At 53.4% G+C, this 13,737-nt stretch carries 15 protein-coding genes; 6 read left to right on the top strand and 9 right to left on the bottom strand.

Annotated elements, in window-relative coordinates:
* Positions 1-22: 22 nt before the first annotated feature.
* A complete protein-coding gene (locus KNP80_RS02840; protein WP_214833599.1) occupies positions 23-946 on the bottom strand; it encodes a DUF7916 family protein in 924 nt (307 codons plus the stop codon).
* A 90-nt stretch (positions 947-1,036) separates the two neighbouring features.
* Here KNP80_RS02840 and KNP80_RS02835 point away from each other — a divergent pair, with 90 nt between their 5' ends.
* Complete coding sequence (locus tag KNP80_RS02835; protein WP_214832789.1) at positions 1,037-1,591, top strand: maltose acetyltransferase domain-containing protein; 555 nt, start codon at positions 1,037-1,039, stop codon at positions 1,589-1,591.
* A gap of 33 nt (positions 1,592-1,624) precedes the next feature.
* Here the strand turns inward: KNP80_RS02835 and KNP80_RS02830 are convergent, their stop codons facing one another.
* From KNP80_RS02830 to KNP80_RS02795, 8 genes are all read right to left on the bottom strand, one after another.
* Complete coding sequence (locus tag KNP80_RS02830) at positions 1,625-2,629, bottom strand: pyridoxal phosphate-dependent aminotransferase (RefSeq protein WP_214833595.1); 1,005 nt, start codon at positions 2,627-2,629, stop codon at positions 1,625-1,627.
* Positions 2,626-3,384 (bottom strand): transporter substrate-binding domain-containing protein, encoded by a 759-nt coding sequence (locus KNP80_RS02825; protein WP_214833592.1) that lies wholly within the window; start codon positions 3,382-3,384, stop codon positions 2,626-2,628. The genes KNP80_RS02830 and KNP80_RS02825 overlap by 4 nt, the downstream gene beginning before the upstream one ends.
* A 98-nt stretch (positions 3,385-3,482) precedes the next feature.
* Positions 3,483-4,037, bottom strand: a complete 555-nt coding sequence (locus KNP80_RS02820; RefSeq protein WP_214719721.1) for a P-loop nucleotide/nucleoside kinase family protein — start codon at positions 4,035-4,037, stop codon at positions 3,483-3,485.
* 9 nt (positions 4,038-4,046) lie between these two features.
* A complete protein-coding gene (locus KNP80_RS02815) occupies positions 4,047-4,769 on the bottom strand; it encodes a nucleotidyltransferase domain-containing protein (RefSeq protein WP_214833589.1) in 723 nt (240 codons plus the stop codon).
* Between the two features lie 123 nt (positions 4,770-4,892).
* Complete coding sequence (locus KNP80_RS02810; RefSeq protein WP_353047969.1) at positions 4,893-5,222, bottom strand: VOC family protein; 330 nt, start codon at positions 5,220-5,222, stop codon at positions 4,893-4,895.
* Between the two features lie 35 nt (positions 5,223-5,257).
* Positions 5,258-5,758 carry a DNA topology modulation protein gene (locus KNP80_RS02805; protein ID WP_214833586.1) on the bottom strand — a complete coding sequence of 167 codons (501 nt, stop codon included), beginning with the start codon at positions 5,756-5,758 and terminating at the stop codon, positions 5,258-5,260.
* 13 nt (positions 5,759-5,771) lie between these two features.
* On the bottom strand, positions 5,772-6,218 hold the full coding sequence (locus KNP80_RS02800) for a GNAT family N-acetyltransferase (protein ID WP_021067277.1): 447 nt from the start codon (positions 6,216-6,218) through the stop codon (positions 5,772-5,774).
* Between the two features lie 16 nt (positions 6,219-6,234).
* Positions 6,235-6,735, bottom strand: a complete 501-nt coding sequence (locus KNP80_RS02795) for a hypothetical protein (protein ID WP_214799667.1) — start codon at positions 6,733-6,735, stop codon at positions 6,235-6,237.
* A gap of 140 nt (positions 6,736-6,875) precedes the next feature.
* Here KNP80_RS02795 and KNP80_RS02790 point away from each other — a divergent pair, with 140 nt between their 5' ends.
* The 5 genes from KNP80_RS02790 (at position 6,876) to mutL (ending at position 13,703) form a co-directional block, all read left to right on the top strand.
* Entirely contained in the window at positions 6,876-8,339 is a 1,464-nt protein-coding gene (locus KNP80_RS02790) for a phytoene desaturase family protein (protein WP_214833582.1), read from the top strand.
* 15 nt (positions 8,340-8,354) lie between these two features.
* Positions 8,355-8,783, top strand: a complete 429-nt coding sequence (locus KNP80_RS02785; protein WP_021067280.1) for a GNAT family N-acetyltransferase — start codon at positions 8,355-8,357, stop codon at positions 8,781-8,783.
* 101 nt (positions 8,784-8,884) lie between these two features.
* The gene (locus tag KNP80_RS02780; protein ID WP_214833579.1) at positions 8,885-9,316 is read left to right on the top strand and encodes a YlbF/YmcA family competence regulator; all 432 of its coding nucleotides are present in this window, start codon (positions 8,885-8,887) and stop codon (positions 9,314-9,316) included.
* 54 nt (positions 9,317-9,370) lie between these two features.
* Positions 9,371-11,896 carry a DNA mismatch repair protein MutS gene (gene mutS / locus KNP80_RS02775; RefSeq protein WP_214832773.1) on the top strand — a complete coding sequence of 842 codons (2,526 nt, stop codon included), beginning with the start codon at positions 9,371-9,373 and terminating at the stop codon, positions 11,894-11,896.
* 4 nt (positions 11,897-11,900) lie between these two features.
* The gene (gene mutL, locus KNP80_RS02770) at positions 11,901-13,703 is read left to right on the top strand and encodes a DNA mismatch repair endonuclease MutL (protein ID WP_214832771.1); all 1,803 of its coding nucleotides are present in this window, start codon (positions 11,901-11,903) and stop codon (positions 13,701-13,703) included.
* Positions 13,704-13,737: the final 34 nt, after the last annotated feature.

Below are 13,737 nucleotides of genomic sequence, written 5' to 3'. Positions count from 1 at the left end.
CAAACGGCTTCGTTCCTTTTGATTAGCGGTTGACCGAGGCGGCCATGCGAATATACGTATGGCGCCGTCCCCGGATGGCGATTGATAACGCCTGAATGTTCTCCGGCGTGGCGATTCCGGACAATCCGGCATCGCCGATATGGAAGATATCCGTCCCGCCGCGCTTCGAGGACAAGGCGATGTCACGAATCGTCGCTTCATCTGACCCTTCTTGCGACGTACCGATGGCGGCGAGAACGAGTTTATCCAACGCCTGAATCTCGCGCGTGACTTCATAGAATTCATTTTCGCGGACGCCAGGAACGGTGCCGGGCGCTGGAATCAAGATAATGTCGGCCCCGGCCTCAGCAAAGCGGACATACGCCTCTTGATCGAGCACTCGGCCGACACCGGCTTGGTGCATCTTGCCGGCGATGATGACCCCAGCGAACTCTTGGCGCGCGTTGATGATGGCTTGCTCGATTGCCTCATTTGTCACCCCGGTATTCGGGTTTCCGGTCAAGCAAATGAAGTCGATGCCAAGCTCGGACGCTCTGGCGAATGCCTCCCGTGTCGCGAGCCGTCCTTGTTTCACGTCATACATGTCCTCCGATTTCTCGGAAAAGTCGACTGGTTCGAGGTTGACCCCAATCGGCAAACCGACGAGCCGCTTCAATTCCATTATCGGATTGTCAGACATTGTCTCGCCCGGTACGTTACCGAACAAGGCGTGGCTTTCGAGACCCTTTATGTACGGGTGGAACACGTCGAGCATATTCAATAGAATCATATCGGCTCCGAACGCTCGAGCGAGTTCGGCGTTCGTCACTTCTGGATAGAGCGGCTGCACGGTCGGGATGACCTCGGCGAGGACGGTCCGCCCCTCGGCTTTCCGAATCGATCCAATCAAATCCGAACGATTGAACGTCAAGAAATCACTGGCTCTGCAATCAAGAATTCGTTTCATCTGTCTATTCCTCCTCTAATTCGTCATGTTCCTATTCCCCGTTTGGTCAGAAATTCCTCTATACTAAAAAAAGAAAAGGGGGAGAAGCAGATGACAGAAAAAGAAAAGATGATTCGAGGCGAACTTTATATGGCCGGGGACGACGAGCTCGTCGCCGACCGGCGTCAGGCCAGACGTTTAACGGAACGGTTCAATCGGTCTGGCATCGATGAACTGGATATCCGCAAAGCCTTGTTAGCGGAGCTGTTCGGGTCGACCGGAGGTTCGTTTTATCTGGAACCGACGTTCAAATGCGACTACGGCTATAACATTCATCTCGGAGAACGGTTCTTCGCCAACTTTGACTGCGTATTCCTCGACATCTGTCCGATCACATTCGGTGACGATTGTATGCTCGGTCCAGGTGTGCACGTCTATACGGCGACGCATCCGCTCGACCCGATCGAACGAATCTCGGGCCTTGAATACGGGAAGCCGGTAACGGTCGGACATCGGGTATGGATTGGCGGCGGAGCCATCTTGAATCCAGGGGTGACGGTCGGTGACGATGCCGTTATCGCCTCTGGCGCCATTGTGACGAAAGATGTGCCAGCTCGTGCCGTCGTCGGGGGGAATCCAGCAAAAGTGCTCAAGTTCATACCATGACGAAACGACCCGTCGTGATGTCGGGTCGTTTGTTTATACTGTCGGTTGTGACGCGTAGGTGACTAGTGCCTGACGTGCTGCTTCAAGAGCAGATTCACTGCCGAGGGTGATGCGAATCCCATTCGGTTGCCGGGACGTGTGAACCCCATGCGCGGCGAGGTGAGCCCAAACGGCTTCCGGCTCATCAAGCGTGACGTAAATGAAGTTCGCCTCGGCGGGATGGACGTGTCCAATCGTGGCGAACAAGTCGGTCCACTGTCCACGCATGTCGGCGTGCCAAGCGATGGCCTCATCGAGATACGTCACATCTTGTAAGAACATGTTGGCGATTTTCGCACTGACGCCGCTAATGTTGAACGGCGGGACGAACTGACGGAAGTAAGCGACGAGTTCAGTCGTCGTCACCATGAAACCGAGGCGGACGTTGGCCAGGCCAAACGCCTTCGATAACGTCCGCAACACGATCACATTCGTGAATGAATCAAGGTGAGCCACCATACTCGACGCCGGCGTGAAGTCGATATACGCCTCGTCGACGATCAAGTACGGCACGAGTCCCGCTAGTTCGGTCAATTCAGCGACGCTCCACAATTTTCCGGTCGGATTGTTCGGGTTCGACAACAGCAACAGCTTCGGTGTGTGTTTCGTGATCGCCTGGACGAGTGCGTCATACGACAGGTCATCGGCTTGCACGTGACGACCGTGCGCGATCGTTGTGAAAATCGGATAGAGTGCGAAATCCGGGCTCGGTGACAAGACGACGTCTTCCGGTGCCAACAGCGCCTGGGTGACGACGTGAATCATCTCGTCACTGCCGCAACCGACTAGCAATTGATTCGGCTCGACACCGGCGTAGGCTGCATAACGGGTGAACAACTCGTCAATCGGTTGGACCGGATACTCATGTAAGTCTTGGAACGAGATCGTCGCGAGCTGGTCATACAGGCGGGACGGCACCGGGAACTGACTCTCGTTTTGATTCAAACGGTTACCTTCTGGATAGGTGACTGGATAAATTGGCAACGAGACTGGTCTCATTCCGTCGGCTCCATCGAGAACCATTTTTTGGCGAGTTTGTCGATTTCACCTGAGTCAATCATCTTGTTCAACTCCTCGTTGAACTGATCGCGAAGGTCATCCTCCAATTTAAAGGCGGCTGCAGAACCTTTCTCGCCATCTTCTTTAAGCGCGAACGTATAGAGCCCTGCGTCTTGATCCAAGTATTTTTGGGCGACCGTGTCCTCGATGACCATCGCGTCGATCCGACCCGTATTCAACTCTTGGACGATCTCTGGAATCTTATTCAATGAGACGAGCTCTGCCTCCGGAGCTTGGTCTTTGGCGATGTTTTCTTGAATCGAAGCCGTTTGGACACCGATTTTCTTGCCGGCGAGCGCTTCGATCGATTCGAGTGACTCATCTTTCGTCATGACTAAGTTCGTCGCCGACAAGTAGATATCCGAGAAGGCGGCATTTTCTTTCCGCTCTTCGGTCGGCGTCATACCGGCCATAACGAAGTCGACACGTCCGGCGTTTAGTGCCCCGAGCAGGCTACCGAAGTCCATGTCTTCAATTTTGAGTTCGTAGCCGAGGCGTTCCGTGACCGTTTCGGCAATCTCGATATCAAATCCGACAATCTCGTCCCCGTTCGCCGTATCGACAAACTCATACGGGAAGTAATCGGCGCTCGTCCCCATGACGAGTGTCTTTTTCTCTTCGCCCGTCGTCTCTTGGCTACATCCTGCTAATAATTCACTTGCCACTAATCCCCCTGTAATGAACCACTTTTTCATGTATGAATTCCTCCTTCAAGATATGAGACTAAGTGTATATGTATGATTATTAATTGTAAAGCATAAAAATACAAAAAAGTTTAAAAAAATGCATCCGGTCAAAAGTCGCAGGATGCATCAGGTGGTCTATCAATCCCTTGAAGATAGGCGATGACGTCAGGCAAGTACGTCTCGAGGGGGCGATTCGTATCGATTGTAAGCGTATGCATATGTGCAGGTCTTTTACTGGCTGTGACAGTCCGATAAAAATCTTCTGGTGACACGCTCCTGATTTGACTGAGCTTTCGCTCGCGCTCGCGCAAGCGACGATTGATTTCATCGACGTCGTCGACGAGACACTCGACGTAACGATACGTGGCTCCGCTATTTGCCGTCATCGCCAGGCCGCGGTCAATCATTACGCCATACAGACAGGGGCTATCTAGAATGACATTCCGTCCTAAAGACAGATGGAACTCGACGAGCGCCCAGTCGAGATCATAGGCGACTCTTCCGGCCAGCTCCGGGTCGAGCGAATGTTGTGCGGTTAATTCGAGCAGTGCCGTCTTCGTGACATCGTGATCGACGATGACCGCATCCAGTCGTCGGGCGATTTCCCGAGACAGCGTCGACTTACCTGATCCGGGAAAACCGGACATTTGTAGAAAGAACATGGAGGCCCCTCACGTTTCGTTTGATTTCCCGCGGCTGAATCCGACGAACAACCGGCCGCTTAACGGGGAGAGCGTCTCATCGACGTAACGGATGAGCGCGTCGGTTTCGTTCGTTTGATAATACGCCTCAAGGGCGCCAGTGAGTTGACGTGCGGCTGACGCATCAAATTGTTCAAGCGAACGATAAGTCCATTTCGATGAACCAATCCATTTTTTGTTCGTACGCAATATGAACTCAGCCGTGAGCTCACCGATTTTTGCGGCGATGAACAGTCCTTCCGAGCGACGGGTACATCCAATCAAGTCATCGAGTGCATCGGTCAGAAAGTATCGTTTCAACTCAATCGTCTCGTCCGACCAAGCCTCCGGCCCGCTGTCGAGCAACGCTCTCGCTTCACGTTTGATGTCTTCGACGATGTCTATGTCCTTCAAGACGATGCCTTCGATGATCATTCTCGGTAACGATGGAATGGCACGCTGGCAATCCTGTTCGAAGAAAGTACGATACGACGTCAAGTTATGGGCGAATAGTTCGATGGGCCATCCGGACTCGATGAACGATTCTCGATAAGACGAGACGAGGGTGTCGTCGAAGATGATGATGTCTAAATCCGACGTCTCGGTCGCCTCACCACGGACGACACTCCCGGCGAGCAACGCGGCCTGACAGTAGGGGAAATGTGTAGAGATAAAGTGATGTGCCGCTTCGAGCGGGTCAATTTTAGAAGGCATTATGTACTCCTTTCAAGTAGAAGTGCGGCAATCAACAAATGGACGTCCGGCGATAACACGCTGTTCCAATAGGCATTCGCCTCCTCATCGGACAAGCCATTCATGAAACCTACGTAGCCCCCGTCAGCATTGGCACATCATCAGGACGTTTCCATCCGGGTCTTTGAAATTAAACCAATGGTCGTGTTCAATCGGGGTTACAATGTCAATTTGTCGTTGCTCCATGTGCGCATACGCCTGATGAATATCCGTTGTGTTCAAATGAAACAGTGGAGTTTTCAGGACGTTCCTTTCAGAAAATATCTTACTATCCAGCACGAGATTCGGTCCGTCGAGCGGAACGACATAGAGATGACCGAACAAAATCTGCCCATCTGCTGGTAAATCGAATAGCTGACAGTACCAGTCCCGTGACGTCGCAACGTCTCGGACGGGAATAAAGACGGTCCCGATTTCTGCGAGAATTGGATTTATTTATTTGCCTCCAGTTAATTCGCTACGAAACGACGGACTTCGGCCCGTGAACGCAGGACAATGATGTCTTTTTCGGATTCAAGTTTGTGTAAACGTTGCAAAATCGCTGGTCGCTGCGACTTTGGATAATCCCACACCCATTTCAAGAACTTCGGGTCAAACCGTTCCTCACAACCTGGTCCCATGTCCGGACGTGTCTTGCCACGATAGGAAAGCATGCGCTTCAAGACGCGATACGTACAAATGATCCTCGGCAAGTCGAGAAATACAATCGTGTCGGCAGCATGAAGGCGCAAGTCGAGCGTGCCCCCATAATTGCCGTCGATGATCCATGAATCGCGTCCAATCAATGCGGACTGCGTTCTAATTTGTTCTTGTCGCGTGGCGGGTGTCCAATTCGGCTTCCATAGTAACGCGTCGAGGTGATGAACATCGATTCCGAGTCGGGCGCCCAACTCGCGGGCGAGTGTCGACTTGCCCGAACCGCCTGAACCGATTAATAATATTTTTTGCATGACGTCTCGCCTCTCATATGTCAATTTTCATGAACTTGCTGACGTCGGAGAAGCCAAGTTGTTCATATAGATGCATCGCTGTTTGATTATGCGCATACACGTTCAAGCGCACGTCGGTATAGCCCATTTGTTTGAACGTGGCGAGCGCCTCTTGCATCAATAATTTGGCATAACCGTGCCCGCGAAAAACGGGTTTGATATATAGGTCGTTCACCCAACCGACCTCCGCACCCGTCAAATAATCGAACGCTTTGTCGATTTGCGTCCAGCCGATGAGTGTCTCGTCATCGACGAGACAGAGAAAATAAGCACCGAACTTTGCAGAATGTTCGTACGCTTCAATCATCTTTTCTCGGCTATCAGTCGACACGTGGTTGGTCGCTTCCTCACGATTGACGCCTGCAAGTGCATAAATTTCGGCTTGTTGTGATTCGGTTGCCCGTTGAAATGTGAGATTCATATTAGTTCCGCCTTCATTAAGATTCTGTGGATTCTAGGATACGCCATTTTTCAATGACACCGTCCTCTTCGTATAGGACGCGTACTTCCATCTGGTTCAGTACGAGCCGCTGCTCGCTAGCGAAGAGCACAATCGGATAACCGATCGACAGCGGTTCGTCCGCTTCAAAGACGGGGCTGTGCGCCTGCATGGCATAATAGCCGTCCGAGCGTGTGTTGGCCGCCCCAGCATCAACTTGAATCACCGTATCGAACCCCTGAAGTCGCAACACGTAACTATAAGTCGTGCGCGCCCCGCGTTCGAGCCGCCACTCCTCGATCATCGCCTCGCGGCCATCGTTCGCTTCCTCGAGTAACACTTTTTGTGCCGTGTACTCGCGTTCATACGGAATCATCTCTTGAATGTTGACAGCCGTCATGGTGGCGACTTTTTGTGATTCTTCTGATGGAGGTGTAATCAAAATACCGATAAAAATCAAGATTGGAATGAGCAGATAAATGATGACCCGACTTCGCATATGGTTTCACCTGTCCTTTATCGATTTTTTCGCCATCTACCGGCAGAACCCTGCCTGACCGGTGAAATATGTCTACGGAACACGTTGAAATGTCTCGGATTTCGGGAAGCCATGTATGATGAAGGCAGGAGGGGATTAACATGCGAATCGGGATTATCGGTGGAGGAGTTGCCGGATTGACGACGGGTGCGTTAGCGAGCCGAATCGGCCATGACGTGACCGTATACGAGTCGTCACGAGAATGGGGTGGTTGTGCCGGGAAATTCGAACGGGGGGACTATCGGTTCCCGGCCGGGGCGACGCTCGGGATGGGATTTGAACCGGGCGGCCTGCATGAGCGAGTCTTGTCCTACTTAGGTGAAACGATTGACGTTCGCCCGTTAACCGAGGTGATGCAGATTCATCTCGACGGACAGACTGTCCATTATCTTCAAGACCGGGATCTGTTTTTAGCAGAACTTGAGTCGATATTTCCAGAGCTCGCTCCGCGAATTCGTGCTTTTTTGAATGAAGTGTGGACCGATTTCGAGACGATCCGTCCTTTGTTTGAGACGCTACCGGCGTTGCCGTTTCGAACGATTCGTGACGCATCGGTTGCGATACGAGCGTTTCGACCGGCACAGCTCCGGTCGTTCCGGAAGCTGTATCGACCACTCGGTACAACGTTAAAACGGCATCGATTGAACGGGACTGCGTTCGAGCGGGTTATCGACGGGATTTTGCTCGATAGCTTGCAGACTGGTGCCCGCGAGGCGAGCCATTTGCTCGCGGCCGTCGCTTTATCCATTTACCATGAGGGAGCATATTACGTCGATGGGGGATTGTACACACTCGCCCACGCGTTGGAGCGGTCGATTCGAAGAGACGATGGAAAAACGATTCTCGGACGACAAATTGTTAAAATCGAGCGGATTGCTGACGGTTGGTTGTTGACCGATCGCCGGGGCCGGCTCGACCTCGTCAATGTCGTCGTGTCGGCCATCCCGCTCGAGGCGACCGCCCAGTTGGTCACGGGACAAGCGGCTCGACAGTTCCATAGACAGTACGGCCGTCAACTAGAACGGTCGCAATGGGGGACGTTCAGTCTTTACGTCACGTTACCGGAAGCGGCGTGCACGGGACGTCCGCTCTTCCAACAAGTATATAGTGATGATTTGCCGTCAGGTCACGCCTTCATTTCGATGTCGGCTACGGACGATACGCGCCGGACCGAACGGTCGGAACGAACGTTGACCGTCTCGACCCATATCGATTTGTCGGAGTGGCAGGCTTGGAAAGACAAGGAGACGTATGAGAAACTAGAGACAGAATGGACCGAGCGCCTCGTCAAGGCAGTGCGACGGGCGTTCCCGAGTTGGACCGGCACATCGTCGGTGTTGCTTCCGGGCGGACCGGGGGCATGGGTGAAATATACGAAACGTCCGCACGGTGCGGTCGGTGGATATGCCCAAACACCGCAACAAGCGTTATTCCATGCGGCGAGCTATCGGACGAACCTTCCGAATTTTTACGTTTGCGGCGACACGGTGTTTCCAGGTGCCGGGACGATCGGGGCGATGACGAGCGGGCTCCACGTCGCCCGAGCGCTCGGTTCGAAGTTATGAGGGGGACAAGTTGATATGCAGAAAAAACGGTTTGACGAATTGACGACGAGAGAGCTCTATGAGTTATTGGCGCTCCGCACTGAAATCTTCGTCGTGGAACAAGATTGCCCGTACCAAGAAGTCGATGGGAAAGATGTGACGGCGGTCCATTACTGGATTGAGGCAGACGGTCGCCCGATTGCGGCGTTACGTGTCCTCGAGGATGAATCGCCAATCGCCATCGGTCGTGTCGTCACAAAATCGACGCATCGGGGACAAGGCCATTCGCGGCGCTTGATGCAAGAAGCCGTGGCCGACTTTGGGGATCGCGATTTGTATTTGCAAGCGCAAACGTACGTGGAGCCGTTCTATGCAAGCTTTGGGTTCACACGAACGAGCGAGGAGTACTTAGAGGATGGGATTCCTCACGTCGATATGGTTCGGACGGCGACCATCTCGAAGTGAATCGATGCGGTACCGTTTGCCATAAGTTCGTGGTAGAATGATGAGGAATACTTGCGTGCGTCAAGACGTGCGTTCAATCATAGAGAGCAAAGGGGTTTACGATGGTGACTGATCAAACTGTGATTCAAAAAGCGAGAGAATTAGCCGACTTATTGGCGAGCATGCCGGAAGTGGCCCGCTTCAAAGAAGCGGAAACGAAAGTGAACGAAAGTGAGCGCGTTCAAACGTTGATTAAGCGTATCAAATACTTACAAAAAGAAGCCGTCAACTGCAAGCACTACGGGAAGACGGAAGCACTCGCCAAAGTCGAGCTAAAAATCGACAAGGCGATGGACGAACTCGATTCGATTCCGGTCGTCCAGGCGTTCCAAGAGACGCAAGTCGAAGTGAACGATTTGCTTCAATACGTGACGGTCACACTCGCCAACTCGGTGACAGATCGCATTATCGAGTCGACGGACGGTGACGTTCTCGCCGGTAAAACAGGAAGCGGCATGGCAGCGGAGAAATCACGCGGCGGCTGCGGATACTAACAAACAGACAGCTGGCCTTTGGTCAGCTGTTCTAATTTCTAGAGGTGAACACGAATGGAAACGATACATCAAACCCCGATGATGAAACAATACTTTTCAATCAAGGCCGATTATCCAGACGCCTTTCTCTTCTACCGGCTCGGTGACTTTTACGAGCTGTTTTTTGAAGATGCTCAAATCGTCGCCAAAGAACTCGAATTGACATTGACTGCGAAAAACGGAAAAAACGCCGAGCACCCGATTCCGATGTGCGGGGTCCCGCATCATTCCGCTGCGATCTATATCGAGCAACTCATTGAAAAAGGGTTCAACGTGGCGATTTGTGAGCAGATGGAAGATCCAAAAGCGACGAAAGGACTTGTCAAACGTGAAGTCATTCAAGTCATCACGCCGGGTACATATATGGCCGCGCTCGGTGAGAAAGAGAACCGGTATTTACTATCGGTCGTGAACGTCGCAGGCCGTTTTGGAATCGCCCGCGGCGATGTGACGACAGGTGAATCTTGGTTGACGACTTTACCGTCGCGTGAGGCCGTCCTACGCGAAGTCGAAGGACTGGTCCCGAGCGAGATCATCGTTGATGACGCCGAGTTGGCAGACCATCTCTCATCACTCGGCATCCCGCTGTCGGTACAGACGGAGCGATTGTCGAGCACGTTGTCGAGCGGTGCCCGCGACGAGGCGCAAGTAAGTGCGTTCGAACTCCTTTTCGCCTACTTGACGCGGACGCAAAAACGAGCCCTCGATCACCTGCAGCCCGCTGTCGCCTACGAGGTTGAGGCCCATATGCAACTCGATGCGAACACGGCCCGGAACTTGGAGCTGTTCCGTTCGGCCCGGTCCGGGGAACGGAAAGGATCACTCCTCGCCCTGCTCGATGAGACGACGACGGCGATGGGGGGACGACTATTGAAACGTTGGCTCGAACAGCCGCTCTATACGGAACAGGCGATTCGTGAACGCCAAGATGCCGTCGAAAATTTAGTCGATGATTTCATGCTCCGCGATCAATTACGGGAGCAGTTACGTCACGTCTACGATATCGAACGGTTCGTCGCGAAAGTAGGATACGGGACGGCCAACGCACGTGACCTCGTTCAGTTGCGGAACACGCTTGAACGCATTCCAGCGGTACGAGAGTTGCTCGCGAATGTCACGGCAACACGATTGCATCACATCGATGCGACACTCGACACGTTCGACGCGCTATCGGAACGACTTCAGGCGGCGCTCGTCGAGACACCACCCATCTCGATTAAAGAAGGTGGCATGATTCGTTCAGGCTATTCGACAGAACTCGATGAACTGCTCGAGGCGAAAGCGAACGGGAAGATGTGGATTGCCAATCTCGAGCAACAAGAGCGGCTCGCGACCGGCATCAAGTCGCTGAAAATCGGCTATAACCGAGTCTTTGGCTACTATTTGGAAGTGACGAAAGCGAACGCGCGCTTACTCGAAGAGGGGCGGTATGAACGGAAACAGACGCTTACGAACGCCGAACGCTATGTCACGCCTGAGTTAAAAGAAAAAGAAGCGCTCATCCTCGGTGCCGAGGAGAAGAGCTGTACGCTTGAATATGACTTGTTCGTCACGTTACGTGAAGAAGTCAAACAAGAGACGAAACCGCTCCAACAACTGGCCCGCTCATTAAGTGAACTAGATGTCCTGCTCGCGCTCGCCATTGTCGCCGAAAAACGGGACTATGTCCGGCCGACAACGTCAAACAATGTCCAAATCGATCGTGGGCGCCATCCGGTCATCGAAACGGTATTGCCTCGTGGTGAATACGTGGCCAACGACTTGACGCTCGATGACACGCGGCGCATGCTGTTGATCACCGGACCGAACATGTCCGGTAAATCGACGTATATGCGCCAGTTCGCACTGATTGCCATCCTGCATCAAATCGGTTCGTTCGTGCCGGCCGAAGCGGCCGAACTTCCATTGTTCGATCGCATTTTTACCCGCATCGGGGCAGCCGATGATTTGGTGAGCGGTCAGTCGACGTTCATGGTCGAGATGACGGAGACACGGCAGGCGGTGACGGAAGCAACAGCAGATAGTCTCATCCTCCTCGATGAGATTGGACGAGGAACCTCGACGTATGACGGCATGGCGCTCGCGCAGGCCATCGTCGAATATATCGCGGCCACCATCGGCGCGAAGACGTTGTTCTCGACCCATTATCACGAGTTGACCGTGCTCGAGGACACGATTCCTGCCCTTGAGAACGTGCACGTCCGTGCCATCGAACGGGACGGGCGCGTCGTCTTCCTGCATGAAGTTCACCCGGGACGGGCCGACAAGTCGTACGGGATTCATGTCGCCGAACTCGCTGATTTGCCGCCTGATTTGATTGAACGGGCGCGAACGATTTTGTCTGAGCTCGAGACGGAACCGAAACCGGCCCGCACAGTCGTGGAACATCCGGTGCCAGCCGAACCTGTGGCCCAACTGTCACTATTTGAGGCGGAAGACGATATCAAACGACAACTGCTCGGCCTCGATTTACTGGCGATGAACCCGATTGAGGCGATGCAGGCGCTCTATGCGCTCCAACAATCTGCGAAGAAGGGGTGAGTCGATGGGAATCATTCAAGAGTTACCGGAGCAACTGGCCAACCGAATCGCGGCCGGCGAGGTCGTCGAACGCCCGGCCTCGGTCGTGAAAGAACTCGTCGAGAATGCGATTGATGCCGGTGCCACGAAAATCGAAGTCGACTTGGAGGAGGCGGGGATACGTCTCATTAAAGTTCGGGATAACGGGCACGGGTTTTATGAAGAGGATGCTCCGCGCGCCTTTTTGCGTCATGCGACGAGCAAAATTCGGGACGAGCACGACTTGTTCCGGATTCGCACGCTCGGCTTCCGTGGAGAGGCCTTAGCGTCCATCGCCTCGGTCAGTCATGTGACGCTGAAGTCACGCCGGACCGAAGAGGACGGATTTGAGATGACGCTCCAAGGGGGTGTCGTTACGGCGCAAACACCGGCCGCAGCCAACGTCGGAACAGAGATAGCGGTCAGTCAATTGTTCTACAATACACCGGCCCGCCTTAAATACTTGAAGACGTCGGCGACCGAACTCGCGAGCATCACCGATACGTTGAACCGGATCGCCTTATCCCACCCGGAAGTTCGCCTCACGGCGTTCCATGAAGACAAGGAACTCCTGCGGACGAGTGGCAACGGCGACATCAAGCAAGTCATGCTCGCCATTTACGGACGTCAAGTCGCGGCGCAAATCGTCACCGCGTCAAGCAAGACGAACGACTATAGCTTGAGCGCCCATCTCGTCCGTCCGGAAGTGACCCGGTCGAACAAGCAGTATGTGACGCTCATCTTGAACGGACGGAGCATCAAAAACTTTGCGCTGACCCAAAGTGTGCTCGAGGGCTACCACACGCTACTCCCGATTGGTCGTTATCCGATCGCCGTCCTCGAAGTGAAGATGGACCCGATGTTGATTGACGTTAACGTCCATCCGACAAAACGGGAAGTCCGACTCTCGAAAGAGAAAGAGCTGTGCCAGTTGATTCGCGAGACGGTCCAACTGACGCTCCGGGAACAGCGTTTAATCCCATCGGTCAAACCGAAAGAGCGACCGGTTAATCGGACCGAACAAGAACGACTTGATTTCACGGTCGAACGGACACCTGTCATGGATGAACCGCCGACGTGGAACTATCCGATTCCCCGTGAACCTGTCACGTCACCAAGCCGATGGTCGCCGACCCCGCTCGTCAATGAAGCGCCTGCACCGACCGACCCGATTATCGAATCGGACAAAATTGAGACGAAAGGAGAGCGGTTGCCGCCGCTCGACGTCATCGGCCAATTGCATGCGAGCTATATCGTCTGCGGTTCCGAAGACGGCATGTATGTCATCGACCAACACGCCGCTCAGGAACGGATCAAATACGAATTGTTTTATGAGCAACTCGGGAATCCGGACAAGGAATATCAATTGTTGCTGCTCCCGCTCACGCTCGAGTTCACGCAAGAAGAGACGCTCGCGATTGAAGAAGTCGCTCCGCTCTTGAAAGAAGCGGGTCTCGAATTGGAGCCGTTCGGTGGCAACACGTTCCTCGTCCGGGAGATTCCGACGTGGTACCCGCAACACGATTTAGAAGGAACGGTCCGCGATTTGATTGAGATGGCGATTCGGGACCGCTCTGTCAATCTCGCCAAATATCGGGAAGACGCGTCAATCTTGATGGCGTGCAAGCGGTCGATTAAAGCGAACCATCCATTGAACTACGAAATGATGCGGCAATTGCTGAATGACCTCAATCAGACGACGTCCCCGTATACATGTCCGCACGGGCGACCGATCTTGGTGAAATGGAGCACGTACGAACTTGAGAAGTTGTTCAAACGGGTTATGTGACACGCTTGTAATCTTTTTTTAACCGGCTGTAACG

The organism is Exiguobacterium sp. E4787, from assembly GCF_018618375.1.
In the GTDB taxonomy this organism is placed as follows: Bacteria; Bacillota; Bacilli; order Exiguobacteriales; family Exiguobacteriaceae; genus Exiguobacterium; species Exiguobacterium chiriqhucha.
This window is presented reverse-complemented; position numbering and strand designations above follow the sequence as displayed.

Bases quoted from the DNA above. Each gene is read 5' to 3' on its own strand.
- KNP80_RS02840 (WP_214833599.1), bottom strand. From the start codon at position 946: ATGAAACGAATTCTTGATTGCAGAGCCAGTGATTTCTTGACGTTCAAT.
- KNP80_RS02820 (WP_214719721.1), bottom strand. From the start codon at position 4,037: ATGTTCTTTCTACAAATGTCCGGTTTTCCCGGATCAGGTAAGTCGACG.
- KNP80_RS02800 (WP_021067277.1), bottom strand. From the start codon at position 6,218: ATGAATCTCACATTTCAACGGGCAACCGAATCACAACAAGCCGAAATT.
- KNP80_RS02835 (WP_214832789.1), top strand. From the start codon at position 1,037: ATGACAGAAAAAGAAAAGATGATTCGAGGCGAACTTTATATGGCCGGG.
- mutL (WP_214832771.1), top strand. From the start codon at position 11,901: ATGGGAATCATTCAAGAGTTACCGGAGCAACTGGCCAACCGAATCGCG.
- KNP80_RS02795 (WP_214799667.1), bottom strand. From the start codon at position 6,735: ATGCGAAGTCGGGTCATCATTTATCTGCTCATTCCAATCTTGATTTTT.
- KNP80_RS02825 (WP_214833592.1), bottom strand. From the start codon at position 3,384: ATGAAAAAGTGGTTCATTACAGGGGGATTAGTGGCAAGTGAATTATTA.
- KNP80_RS02805 (WP_214833586.1), bottom strand. From the start codon at position 5,758: ATGCAAAAAATATTATTAATCGGTTCAGGCGGTTCGGGCAAGTCGACA.
- KNP80_RS02780 (WP_214833579.1), top strand. From the start codon at position 8,885: ATGGTGACTGATCAAACTGTGATTCAAAAAGCGAGAGAATTAGCCGAC.
- KNP80_RS02815 (WP_214833589.1), bottom strand. From the start codon at position 4,769: ATGCCTTCTAAAATTGACCCGCTCGAAGCGGCACATCACTTTATCTCT.
- KNP80_RS02790 (WP_214833582.1), top strand. From the start codon at position 6,876: ATGCGAATCGGGATTATCGGTGGAGGAGTTGCCGGATTGACGACGGGT.
- KNP80_RS02830 (WP_214833595.1), bottom strand. From the start codon at position 2,629: ATGAGACCAGTCTCGTTGCCAATTTATCCAGTCACCTATCCAGAAGGT.
- KNP80_RS02785 (WP_021067280.1), top strand. From the start codon at position 8,355: ATGCAGAAAAAACGGTTTGACGAATTGACGACGAGAGAGCTCTATGAG.
- mutS (WP_214832773.1), top strand. From the start codon at position 9,371: ATGGAAACGATACATCAAACCCCGATGATGAAACAATACTTTTCAATC.